Genomic DNA, 12768 nt, shown 5'->3' with positions numbered 1-12768 from the left:
CGGCACGTCCGACGGCGCAGGGGCGCGGGCGTCGCACGGGCCGGGCTACTGCACGCACCGGGCTACTGCACGGACCGGGGCCCTGTGCCGACCGGCCACCACACGGACGGGGCACCCTGCCGACCGTGACACCGCACCGACCGTGGCACCACACGCCGGGACGTAGACTTGACGGTCGGCGTCCCGCCGTACCGCCCCGGCACCACCCCACCCCAGGAGCCCTCCCGCCATGCAGGCAGAACCCAAGAAGTCGCTGGTCGGCGAGGAGTACGAGGTCGAGGTCGGCCCGGTCGCCCACGGTGGCCACTGCATCGCCCGCACCGACGAGGGCCAGGTCCTCTTCGTACGGCATGCGCTGCCCGGCGAACGCGTCATCGCCCGCGTCACCGACGGCGAGGAGGGCGCCCGCTTCCTGCGCACCGACGCCGTCTCGATCCTGGAGGCCTCCAAGGACAGGGTCGAGGCCCCCTGCCCCTTCTCCGGCCCCGGCCGCTGCGGCGGCTGCGACTGGCAGCACGCCGCGCCCGGCGCCCAGCGCCGCCTGAAGTCCTCGGTCATCGCCGAACAGCTGGAGCGGCTGGCCGGCCTCTCACCCGAGGAAGCGGGCTGGGACGGCACCGTCGAGCCCGCCCCCGGCGACAAGGTCGCCAAGGGCGAGGTACCGGCCTGGCGCACCCGCGTCCAGTACGCGGTGGACGCCGACGGTCACGCGGGCCTGCGCAAGCACCGCTCCCACGACATCGAGCCGGTCACCCACTGCATGATCGCCGCCCCCGGTGTCTCCGAACTCGGCATCGAGCAGCGCGAATGGCCGCAGATCGCCACCGTCGAAGCGATCGCAGCCACCGGCTCCCACGACCGCCAGGTCATCCTCACGCCCCGCCCCGGCGGCCGCCTCCCCATCGTCGAACTCGACAAGCCGGTCTCGGTCATGCGGGTCGGGGAGAAGGACGGCGGCGTGCACCGCGTCCACGGCCGCCCCTTCGTCCGCGAACGGGCCGCCGACCGCACCTGGCGCGTCGGCAACGGCGGCTTCTGGCAGGTCCACCCGAAGGCCGCCGACCTTCTGGTCGAGGCCGTCATGCAGGGCCTGATGCCCAAGAAGGGCGACATGGCCCTCGACCTCTACTGCGGCGTCGGCCTCTTCGCCGGCGCCCTCGCCGAACGCGTCGGCGACAAGGGCGCGGTCCTCGGCATCGAATCGGGCAAGCGCGCCGTCGAGGACGCCCGCCACAACCTCCAGGACCTCGACCGCGTCCGCATCGAACACGGCAAGGTCGACCAGATCCTGCCCCGCACCGGCATCACCGACGTCGACCTCGTCGTCCTCGACCCACCCCGCGCCGGCGCCGGCAAGAAGACCGTCACCCACCTCGCCTCCCTCACCCCCCGCCGCATCGCCTACGTAGCCTGCGACCCGGCCGCCCTCGCCCGCGACCTCAAGTACTTCGCCGAGTCCGGGTATGCGCCGCGGCGGATGCGGGCGTTTGATTTGTTTCCGATGACGCATCATGTGGAGTGCGTTGTGGTACTGGAGAAGGCGCCTAAGGCCGCCTGACCTGCGGTTTTGGGTGTGCGCACTATGTGCGGAGTGGACGTTACGGGCGATATCTTGACGCTGAAATGACGCTAGTGGCGCTCCTTTGACGTCGTTCCGGTGATCTGATGGCTCGCCCATCGCTGATCGTGCAGGTCACGCACGGCGGATGGTCCGCTTCCCGGGGTCTGGCTTCGCGGAAACCCGGCAGAGCGCCGCCCACAGCCGTCCCCGTGGTGAGCGTGCCGCAAGCCGTGCTTCGGCGTAGCTCCGCGGTCGGTTGGGCGCACGGAGCACCCCTCGGCGCCTGGACTCCTGGCACTCCGGTGCCGGGCACCAGGCGCCGGCATCTCCGGGACCGGAGGTGTGATGCATGCGCTGGGGAGCCCTCGGGCCCTATGGGGAACGACTCTTGTGGCGTCTCAGGCGGTGCCCGCGTCTGCCTGCTCCCACTCTTCCGACGGGGCCGCCGAGATCGTCGAGGCGCTGTTGGTCGCCGCCGCAGCGGCGGCGCTCGGCCCACCTCCTGGAGAGCGGCGCCTTCAGCGGAGTGGCAGGACAGCACCAACGCTCAATGTGTCCATCACGGCTCCCCTCGCGGGCGGCCCACCACTGCGCGTGTGCTGACCCGGGATAGCTCGAACCACCGCCGAAGTGCCCCCGAGTCGTGCCGCACCCATAGGATCGTGTAACTTATTCGAGTTGCCACGGAGCCGACAGGCGCCGGGCAGCCATCCCGCCGCTTCGCGGCACACCACTACTGCACGGCCCCTCACCGGGAACGATTTCGGCATGCCGGAATTCGGACCGCGACGTGATTATGCGTCAAAGAGGAATTCCGCTAACGTAGTGACCACGCTGAAAGGCGCGGCAACGCAAATAGCCGCACCACGGCGGAACCCCCTTCCGACGGGGATTCGGAAACGAATTCGGACCGGCAACGGACCGAAACGGATCTGATAGAGTCGGAAAGGCCGAAAAGTGAAAGCGAAGCGGCCGACCCCGCTCCAACACGGGGCCAGAGACGGAAACGGATCTGGTAAGGTTGGAAACGCGAAGAAGCCGAAAGGCGGAAACGCGCCGGCGAAAATCGGGCCCGCAAGGATCTGATAGAGTCGGAAACGCAAGACCGAAGGGAAGCGCCCGGAGATCCTGGTGAAACAGGAACAAAGGAAGCGTCCGTTCCTTGAGAACTCAACAGCGTGCCAAAAGTCAACGCCAGATATGTTGATACCCCGTCTACCGGAAACACTTCCGGCGGATGAGGTTCCTTTGAAAGTCCACCACGGCCGATGCGGTCGGGGTGGCACACACAGCGAGGACGCTGTGAACCACCAGACTTATTCCGTCCGGTGGTTCCGCTCTCGTGTGTGTTGACCCGATTACGGGTAAACATTCACGGAGAGTTTGATCCTGGCTCAGGACGAACGCTGGCGGCGTGCTTAACACATGCAAGTCGAACGATGAACCTCCTTCGGGAGGGGATTAGTGGCGAACGGGTGAGTAACACGTGGGCAATCTGCCCTTCACTCTGGGACAAGCCCTGGAAACGGGGTCTAATACCGGATACGACCACCGACCGCATGGTCTGGTGGTGGAAAGCTCCGGCGGTGAAGGATGAGCCCGCGGCCTATCAGCTTGTTGGTGGGGTGATGGCCTACCAAGGCGACGACGGGTAGCCGGCCTGAGAGGGCGACCGGCCACACTGGGACTGAGACACGGCCCAGACTCCTACGGGAGGCAGCAGTGGGGAATATTGCACAATGGGCGAAAGCCTGATGCAGCGACGCCGCGTGAGGGATGACGGCCTTCGGGTTGTAAACCTCTTTCAGCAGGGAAGAAGCGAGAGTGACGGTACCTGCAGAAGAAGCGCCGGCTAACTACGTGCCAGCAGCCGCGGTAATACGTAGGGCGCAAGCGTTGTCCGGAATTATTGGGCGTAAAGAGCTCGTAGGCGGCTTGTCACGTCGGATGTGAAAGCCCGGGGCTTAACCCCGGGTCTGCATTCGATACGGGCAGGCTAGAGTTCGGTAGGGGAGATCGGAATTCCTGGTGTAGCGGTGAAATGCGCAGATATCAGGAGGAACACCGGTGGCGAAGGCGGATCTCTGGGCCGATACTGACGCTGAGGAGCGAAAGCGTGGGGAGCGAACAGGATTAGATACCCTGGTAGTCCACGCCGTAAACGTTGGGAACTAGGTGTGGGCGACATTCCACGTCGTCCGTGCCGCAGCTAACGCATTAAGTTCCCCGCCTGGGGAGTACGGCCGCAAGGCTAAAACTCAAAGGAATTGACGGGGGCCCGCACAAGCAGCGGAGCATGTGGCTTAATTCGACGCAACGCGAAGAACCTTACCAAGGCTTGACATACACCGGAAAACCCTGGAGACAGGGTCCCCCTTGTGGTCGGTGTACAGGTGGTGCATGGCTGTCGTCAGCTCGTGTCGTGAGATGTTGGGTTAAGTCCCGCAACGAGCGCAACCCTTGTTCTGTGTTGCCAGCATGCCCTTCGGGGTGATGGGGACTCACAGGAGACTGCCGGGGTCAACTCGGAGGAAGGTGGGGACGACGTCAAGTCATCATGCCCCTTATGTCTTGGGCTGCACACGTGCTACAATGGCCGGTACAATGAGCTGCGATACCGCGAGGTGGAGCGAATCTCAAAAAGCCGGTCTCAGTTCGGATTGGGGTCTGCAACTCGACCCCATGAAGTCGGAGTTGCTAGTAATCGCAGATCAGCATTGCTGCGGTGAATACGTTCCCGGGCCTTGTACACACCGCCCGTCACGTCACGAAAGTCGGTAACACCCGAAGCCGGTGGCCCAACCCCTTGTGGGAGGGAATCGTCGAAGGTGGGACTGGCGATTGGGACGAAGTCGTAACAAGGTAGCCGTACCGGAAGGTGCGGCTGGATCACCTCCTTTCTAAGGAGCATCTAGGCAGCCGCAAGGTTGTCCAGAGCCACTACGTCGGCAAATGTTCGACGGTGGTTAGCTCATGGGTGGAACGTTGACTATTCGGCGCACTTGATTGGTTGTCACTAGTACTGCTTCGGCGTGGAACGTGGGGATTGATGGAGTGGGCCGGGCGCGCTGTTGGGTATCTGAGGGTACGGACTTGAGTCTGGACCTTCGCGATGCCGGCCCCAGTGAACTCAGCCTTCGGGTTGGGGTGGTGGGTGGCTGGTCGTTGCTTGAGAACTGCACAGTGGACGCGAGCATCTGTGGCCAAGTTTTTAAGGGCGCACGGTGGATGCCTTGGCACCAGGAACCGATGAAGGACGTGGGAGGCCACGATAGGCCCCGGGGAGCTGTCAACCGAGCTTTGATCCGGGGGTGTCCGAATGGGGAAACCCGGCAGTCGTCATGGGCTGTCACCCGCTGCTGAACACATAGGCAGTGTGGAGGGAACGCGGGGAAGTGAAACATCTCAGTACCCGCAGGAAGAGAAAACAACCGTGATTCCGGGAGTAGTGGCGAGCGAAACCGGATGAGGCCAAACCAGTCACGTGTGATACCCGGCAGGGGTTGCGTGGTTGGGGTTGTGGGATCTCTTTTCTGCAGTCTGCCGGCTGTGGGACGAGTCAGAAACCGTTGGTGTAGGCGAAGGACATGCGAAAGGTCCGGCGTAGAGGGTAAGACCCCCGTAGCTGAAACATCAACGGCTCGTTTAAGAGACACCCAAGTAGCACGGGGCCCGAGAAATCCCGTGTGAATCTGGCGGGACCACCCGTTAAGCCTAAATATTCCCTGGTGACCGATAGCGGATAGTACCGTGAGGGAATGGTGAAAAGTACCGCGGGAGCGGAGTGAAATAGTACCTGAAACCGTGTGCCTACAAGCCGTGGGAGCGTCGCTGTGTGTGCTTGCACATGCAGTCGTGACTGCGTGCCTTTTGAAGAATGAGCCTGCGAGTTTGCGGTATGTTGCGAGGTTAACCCGTGTGGGGAAGCCGTAGCGAAAGCGAGTCCGAATAGGGCGTTGAGTAGCGTGCCCAAGACCCGAAGCGGAGTGATCTAGCCATGGGCAGGTTGAAGCGGAGGTAAGACTTCGTGGAGGACCGAACCCACCAGGGTTGAAAACCTGGGGGATGACCTGTGGTTAGGGGTGAAAGGCCAATCAAACTCCGTGATAGCTGGTTCTCCCCGAAATGCATTTAGGTGCAGCGTCGTGTGTTTCTTGCCGGAGGTAGAGCACTGGATAGGCGATGGGCCCTACCGGGTTACTGACCTTAGCCAAACTCCGAATGCCGGTAAGTGAGAGCGCGGCAGTGAGACTGTGGGGGATAAGCTCCATGGTCGAGAGGGAAACAGCCCAGAGCATCGACTAAGGCCCCTAAGCGTGTGCTAAGTGGGAAAGGATGTGGAGTCGCAGAGACAACCAGGAGGTTGGCTTAGAAGCAGCCATCCTTGAAAGAGTGCGTAATAGCTCACTGGTCAAGTGATTCCGCGCCGACAATGTAGCGGGGCTCAAGCACACCGCCGAAGTCGTGTCATTGCAGCATGAGGGCCAACGCCCGCTGTGATGGGTAGGGGAGCGTCGTGTGCCGGGTGAAGCAGCCGTGGAAACGAGTTGTGGACGGTTCACGAGTGAGAATGCAGGCATGAGTAGCGATACACACGTGGGAAACGTGTGCGCCGATTGACTAAGGGTTCCTGGGTCAAGCTGATCTGCCCAGGGTAAGTCGGGACCTAAGGCGAGGCCGACAGGCGTAGTCGATGGACAACCGGTTGATATTCCGGTACCCGCTTTGAAACGCCCAATATCGAATCCATTAATGCTAAGGCCGTGAAGCCGGCCTGGAGTCTTCGGACAAAGGGACGTGGTGGAGCCGCCGATCCAAGGTGGTAGTAGGTAAGCGATGGGGTGACGCAGGAAGGTAGTCCAGCCCGGGCGGTGGTTGTCCCGGGGTAAGGGTGTAGGGCGCTGTCCAGGTAAATCCGGACAGCATGAAGCCTGAGACCTGATGCCGAGCCGATTGTGGTGAAGTGGATGATCCTATGCTGTCGAGAAAAGCCTCTAGCGAGTTTCATGGCGGCCCGTACCCTAAACCGACTCAGGTGGTCAGGTAGAGAATACCGAGGCGTTCGGGTGAACTATGGTTAAGGAACTCGGCAAAATGCCCCCGTAACTTCGGGAGAAGGGGGGCCATTGCTGGTGATCCGATTTACTCGGTGAGCTGGTGGTGGCCGCAGAGACCAGCGAGAAGCGACTGTTTACTAAAAACACAGGTCCGTGCGAAGCCGTAAGGCGATGTATACGGACTGACGCCTGCCCGGTGCTGGAACGTTAAGGGGACCGGTTAGTCAACTTTCGGGTTGGCGAAGCTGAGAACTTAAGCGCCAGTAAACGGCGGTGGTAACTATAACCATCCTAAGGTAGCGAAATTCCTTGTCGGGTAAGTTCCGACCTGCACGAATGGCGTAACGACTTCTCGACTGTCTCAACCATAGGCCCGGTGAAATTGCATTACGAGTAAAGATGCTCGTTTCGCGCAGCAGGACGGAAAGACCCCGGGACCTTTACTATAGCTTGATATTGGTGTTCGGTTCGGCTTGTGTAGGATAGGTGGGAGACTTTGAAGCGGCCACGCCAGTGGTTGTGGAGTCATTGTTGAAATACCACTCTGGTCGTGCTGGATGTCTAACCTGGGTCCGTGATCCGGATCAGGGACAGTGTCTGGTGGGTAGTTTAACTGGGGCGGTTGCCTCCTAAAGAGTAACGGAGGCGCCCAAAGGTTCCCTCAGCCTGGTTGGCAATCAGGTGTTGAGTGTAAGTGCACAAGGGAGCTTGACTGTGAGACTGACGGGTCGAGCAGGTACGAAAGTAGGGACTAGTGATCCGGCGGTGGCTTGTGGAAGCGCCGTCGCTCAACGGATAAAAGGTACCCCGGGGATAACAGGCTGATCTTCCCCAAGAGTCCATATCGACGGGATGGTTTGGCACCTCGATGTCGGCTCGTCGCATCCTGGGGCTGGAGTCGGTCCCAAGGGTTGGGCTGTTCGCCCATTAAAGCGGTACGCGAGCTGGGTTTAGAACGTCGTGAGACAGTTCGGTCCCTATCCGCTGTGCGCGTAGGAGTCTTGAGAAGGGCTGTCCCTAGTACGAGAGGACCGGGACGGACGAACCTCTGGTGTGCCAGTTGTCCTGCCAAGGGCATGGCTGGTTGGCTACGTTCGGAAAGGATAACCGCTGAAAGCATCTAAGCGGGAAGCCTGCTTCGAGATGAGGACTCCCACCCCCTTTGAGGGGTTAAGGCTCCCAGTAGACGACTGGGTTGATAGGCCAGATATGGAAGCCTGGTAACGGGTGGAGTTGACTGGTACTAATAGGCCGAGGGCTTGTCCTCAGTTGCTCGCGTCCACTGTGTAGGTTCTGAAGTAACGACCTGTGATTGTGCCGGGTTGGTTAACTTCATAGTGTTTCGGTGGTCATTGCGTTAGGGAAACGCCCGGTTACATTCCGAACCCGGAAGCTAAGCCTTTCAGCGCCGATGGTACTGCAGGGGGGACCCTGTGGGAGAGTAGGACGCCGCCGAACAATCATTGTGGGAAAGCCCCGCACCTTATGGTGCGGGGCTTTTCTGCGTTCAGGGCTCGTTCGCCCTCTTCCGCGTGCCGGTCGCCTGCGCCGGCTCTACGGGTTCATCCGTCGAGGGTGCGTCACCTGGCAGATATCATCGGTGACTTCGCTACCGCTGTGCGAACTGCCGCCCAGCGCAGCCGAGAAGCACGCATGCCTGCTGGAGGTGAACGCCCTTCCGGGCTCACTGGCCGGGGGTAATTGGCCTCATGGCCCCTGTCCGGACCCAGGCATCGAGGCCCGGCCCTGCGGCGAGCGGACCGCAGCACAGACCCGACCCGATTCCCAAGATGGTCCGCAGGAAGTTCGCGTCATGCCAAAGCCCGGCCCGCCGCGTCGACTGGCTGCACCGCTCGTCGCTGGCGCATGTCCGTTCCGTGAGCCGTTCGAATGAGCCTCGACTATGCTCGGACGAGATCGGGCAGCCAACCTATGTGGCGCAGTGTGGGTGCGACACGGCTCAGGACGAAGAACACGACTGGCGTCTCAGCATCGTTCCGCGGGAAGTAGAGAGCGTGCTGAAGGGAATCTGTGTCCTGCGGGCTTTCTAGATCGATCAGGAGTGAATCCGGCCGGTCAAAGGCCGTGTCCAGGGCTACCCCGGGACGCGTGGCCAGGTGGCGCAGGTCATCGAGGCCGCATACGTCAGCAAACTCAGCCGTGGTGAATGTCTTCTTGAAACGGGGACGATCACCGGGGACGGCGACCCATCCCATGATCCGCAGCTCTCTTCCTGCGGTTGCCTGGATGCCGGCACGCCGCCGATTGTGAAGATTGGACAGTGGCGCCGGCATCTCCGGCACGACGGCGGGCTGGTACAGGACGAGATCGCGCTCTCCGTTGTCCCACCGAGTGTCGTGGATCGTCAGTAGAGGGCGCCCGGGCAGCCGAACCCGCCACACGTCCGCCGTGCCCTCGGACTGCACGCCTGAGCATGTGCTGGCGCAGTCCTTGTGTGCTGTTCCTTCTCGTTGCAGCCTGAGCTGATCCATGATTCTCATGGCGCCGGTGTCCCTCCACCCGTGGGAGACACTCGTCGCCGCGCTCCCCTGAACGGATCGTATTCCTTTAACAGCGCTGATGAGTAGGGTTGTTGAAAATGGTGGCAATGCGAGCGGTGTCCGAAATCGAGGAGCAGCTGTGAAGGCACCGACGGCGAGCGGCGTCGTGGGTGCGTGTCTCATCGGGTGGAGCGGTCCTGGCCGTTCTTCGGCATCGCGGAGCGCGTCGATACAGAGCTCCGGCTACCCACCGATTGGAGCCGGCGGACAGGGGGACCGCCGTGACCGCGATCGCGTTGCGGACCGGGATGAGGCGGGATCCTGCGCCGGGAAGAGTGAGCACGAAGCATTCTCGCGAGGTGGCCTGACCTCGCGCACCGAGGTCAGGCTCTGGCGCACCGGCACCGGCACCGGCACCGCGCCTCTGACCGTGCCTCGTGACGGTCAGATCTGGGGATCCACGGAACGCAGCAGTTCGAGGAGTCCCTGTGCCGGAAGCAACTGGTCATCGGTGACGGGGTCGGGGCTGAAGTGCATCAGGCCGTTGCGGAACCGGCGGCAGTCCTCAAGTGCCGCCAGGAAGTGCTGCTGGTCGATGGCCCACCCCAGGGCGGCCCAGTTCTCGGGGGTCTTGAGCAGGTGCCCGTAGGCCCCGAAGGTCAGATTGGCAGCGGAGTTCACCTGTGCGGCGCGGCCCCGAGGGACGGCCGCCTTGATGCGGTCGAGCGGAATGCACCGGTCGACCACGCGGCGCAGACGCTGCTCGATCTCCTCCACGAGGACGAAGGGGCGTACGCGTGTGCCGAACTGAACGGTCAGGTCGGAAGCGGTGATCAGGCCGCAGACCTTGTGGTCGTGATCGCGCACCAGAACGTACCCGGACTGCTGGATGGTCCCGATCCAGTCGAGCAGATCGTCCGATCGGTCCGCTTCCTGGCCCCGTACCGTTGCCGCCTGGAGATCGGCTCCGGGATCGGCCATGCGGGCGCGCCCGATCGACTCCCAGCTGACAACGCCACGCAGCCGCCCGTCCGCGTCAAGGACCGGAAGCTGGCCGTAGCCGCGCAACACCATGATCGTCATGGCGGTCCCGAGGCTGTCCCCGACCTGTACGGACTCGGGCATGCGGTTGGCGGATTCGAGGTTGCTCACCCGGTACGCGACGGTCTGCACATCGGCTTCCTCGTCGGGCAGCTGACCGGCGGCGTGCGCGGCGCTCTGGACCGCGGCCGACAGACCGGTGCTCCCGGAGAGCCGGGTTACCGCGCTCGTTCCGGACTCGTCCGGTTCGGCGCCGCCCGCCAGTACCGCGATCTGACTGTCCAGCGTGCCCTCGGTGAAGGGCGGGACGGTGACGAGTCCGCGTGCTTCGAGGCCGTTCTTGATCTGTTCGGTGGCTGCCGGGTAGCGGCGCTGGACACCCCAGACACCGAGGAAGTCCCGGATGGACAGGGTGAGCGGCTCGTCTGCGCTGCGCCGGCGCACTTCCTCGTACAGCTTCGCGGGCTCGGTGAGGGTGGCGGCGAACTCGTCGGCGTCGGGGCGCCCCGGGTCGGGCTTGCCGTCGGCCAGAGCGGCCACCCGTTCCGCCGCCCCGAACCTGCTGAGTTCGAAGACGGTGAGCAGTGAGCCCATGCTGTCCAGGAGGTCGGACTGGACCGCTTGCCGGTCGAGGTCCGTGACGAGCCACTCCACCCGCCGTACATGGCGCATACCGTCGGCGGCCGCCGTGCGGTACTCGTAGTCCCCCGACACACGGCCGATGGCCACGAGCAAGGACTTCAGCGGGAGGACGACGAGATCTCCGGCCTGGATCTCGTGGACGAAGCGGTAGAGCTGACCGGTCCAGTTCCCGACCGTGTACGGGCCTTCGTCGGGATAGGCGGCGGCCACGGACGCCCTGATGTCGTCCCGTGTGGTGGTGTCGGAGAGATTTCCCAGACCGAGCCACCCGGCGAGGAGAACGCCGTCGTCCAGCGCCGCCTGTTCCCGCTCGCCGTTCTCTCCCGCACGTACCACCCAGGACCGCATACTGCTCTTCTCCATAAGAATCTGACGCATGATCAAGTGACGCGACCCTACAGCAATGAGCCGGTCAACTTCCTCTGGAAAAGGTCCACTTGAAAGCTGGGGAATGCTGCTTCTCAGTTGTCCATCCGGTTCCGGGCGCAGCCCGTAGACTGATCGGAAGCAGTGTGGCCGGGGTGAAGGTCGCGACGCGAGTGTGGGGGTACGAGAGCGCCAATGATGCCGCTGGACACCGATGTTGACCCATGTGTGGTGGGGCCGTTCGAACTGCTCGCCCGGCTCGGTGCGGGGGGTATGGGTGTTGCCTACGTGGCCCGCAAGATCCCCCTGGACGGTCTCTCGGACGAGCTGGCCGCGGCGTACCACATGATCGAACCCGATGGCGTCGAGGCCGACGACTCGCGGCTCGCCGTGGTCAAGATGATCCAGCCGGACCTGCTGGAACAGGTGCAGGCTCGTGACCGGTTCAGCATGGAGATCGACGCTGTACGCGCCGTCGTCAGTGAACGGGTGCCGGCGCTGCTCGCGGCAGACTCGGAGGCGGCGCAGCCGTGGTTCGCCATGGACTACGTCGCGGGGCCCTCCCTGCACACCATGATCAAGGAGGCGGGCGCCCTGGCCGTGGGGCCATGTGCTGCGCTCGGTCTGGCCTTGGTGGACGCCCTGCGGGCGATCCACAGCACGGGGCTCCTGCACCGCGACCTCAAACCGGGCAACGTCGTCCTCGGCCCGGACGGGCCTGTCGTGCTGGATTTCGGGCTCGCGGTACTCATCGAGCGGCGGACCAGCCAGGCCATCACCAGGCCGGGACAGGCCTGGGGGACATGGCCGTACACCTCGTACGAACAGCTCCACGACTTCATGAGTGCCAAGGAACCGACCGATGTGTACGCGCTCGGTGCCACGCTGTTCTTCGCGCTGACGGGAAGGCCGCCGTATACCGAGCAGCCCCTGCTCACGCCCCCCAACTGGAACGGCGTCGCCTCGCCCTTCCTCCCGTTGCTCGGACAGATACTCGTGGAGGCTCCGGGGCGGCGTCCGGACCTGGACGGCGTGGAGACCGGCCTTCGTGCCGTCCTCCTCGAAGCCGGTCTGACGCACGAGCTCGCGGCGGAGGAACTCAGGGCCCTCGTCATCGCTGCCGACTTGACGCCGAAGCTGCCCCCAGGGGCCCTCGCCGACCAAGCCGATCCGGCGGTCCGCGAGCTGGCCCAGAAGGCGGTTGACGAGGGCGCGGCACCGGATGCCCCCTGGGCCGAGGGCGCTGCCGTAGAGCTACCGGACGACGACCTGGGCTTCTACGGCATCGTGGACACGGACGAGATGGAGCGGGCGGCGGACGCGGCCGATCGGGCCGACAGCCCCGATGTCTATACGCCGACGCTCGTCGACCCCGCCCCGGCGCAGCCCGTGGAACCCGTCCCGCAGCCGGCGCCCGGCGACGACGCCCCTCCTCACCAGCCGGAGCCCGACAACGGCCGCCGCCCCACGAGCTACCGCCTCGCGCCGCCGCACTCCCCGAAGGAAGCGTCGTCTCCCACCCCGAAAGCGCCTCCCCGGGCCGCGCAGAATGTTGCTGCCCGGCTGTGCCGGGCGTACGCACACCGCGGAGACCTGTAAC

4 protein-coding genes and 3 rRNA genes are annotated in these 12768 nt (G+C 63.7%); 5 read left to right on the top strand and 2 right to left on the bottom strand.

All coding sequences use genetic code 11. From position 1 onward, the window contains the following. Positions 1–229 precede the first annotated feature (229 nt). From SLV14N_RS09935 to rrf, 4 genes are all read left to right on the top strand, one after another. Positions 230–1558 (top strand): class I SAM-dependent RNA methyltransferase, encoded by a 1329-nt coding sequence (locus SLV14N_RS09935; RefSeq protein WP_263269069.1) that lies wholly within the window; start codon positions 230–232, stop codon positions 1556–1558. Positions 1559–2932: 1374 nt separating this feature from the next. Further along, positions 2933–4461, top strand: a 16S ribosomal RNA gene (locus tag SLV14N_RS09930). Positions 4462–4762: 301 nt separating this feature from the next. Continuing rightward, positions 4763–7885 (top strand): 23S ribosomal RNA (locus tag SLV14N_RS09925). A gap of 74 nt (positions 7886–7959) precedes the next feature. Then, positions 7960–8076 (top strand): 5S ribosomal RNA (gene rrf, locus SLV14N_RS09920). The 16S, 23S and 5S rRNA genes sit together here, the layout of an rRNA operon. Before the next feature lie 443 nt (positions 8077–8519). On the opposite strand, the gene SLV14N_RS09915 is transcribed toward rrf, so the two are convergent. Next, the gene (locus tag SLV14N_RS09915; protein ID WP_263269068.1) at positions 8520–9110 is read right to left on the bottom strand and encodes a hypothetical protein; all 591 of its coding nucleotides are present in this window, start codon (positions 9108–9110) and stop codon (positions 8520–8522) included. 453 nt (positions 9111–9563) lie between these two features. Beyond that, positions 9564–11180, bottom strand: a complete 1617-nt coding sequence (locus SLV14N_RS09910) for a CBS domain-containing protein (protein WP_265873052.1) — start codon at positions 11178–11180, stop codon at positions 9564–9566. Positions 11181–11363: 183 nt separating this feature from the next. Between SLV14N_RS09910 and SLV14N_RS09905 the strand changes: the two genes are divergently transcribed. Beyond that, the gene (locus tag SLV14N_RS09905) at positions 11364–12767 is read left to right on the top strand and encodes a serine/threonine-protein kinase (RefSeq protein WP_263269066.1); all 1404 of its coding nucleotides are present in this window, start codon (positions 11364–11366) and stop codon (positions 12765–12767) included. Position 12768 lies beyond the last annotated feature (1 nt).

It is taken from the genome of Streptomyces sp. Je 1-4 4N24, from assembly GCF_026239515.1.
Lineage (GTDB): Bacteria > Actinomycetota > Actinomycetes > Streptomycetales > Streptomycetaceae > Streptomyces > Streptomyces nigrescens.
This window is presented reverse-complemented; position numbering and strand designations above follow the sequence as displayed.

Coding starts and splice junctions, on each gene's coding strand:
- SLV14N_RS09935 (WP_263269069.1), top strand. CDS start 230: ATGCAGGCAGAACCCAAGAAGTCGCTGGTCGGCGAGGAGTACGAGGTC.
- SLV14N_RS09915 (WP_263269068.1), bottom strand. CDS start 9,110: ATGGATCAGCTCAGGCTGCAACGAGAAGGAACAGCACACAAGGACTGC.
- SLV14N_RS09910 (WP_265873052.1), bottom strand. CDS start 11,180: ATGCGTCAGATTCTTATGGAGAAGAGCAGTATGCGGTCCTGGGTGGTA.
- SLV14N_RS09905 (WP_263269066.1), top strand. CDS start 11,364: ATGATGCCGCTGGACACCGATGTTGACCCATGTGTGGTGGGGCCGTTC.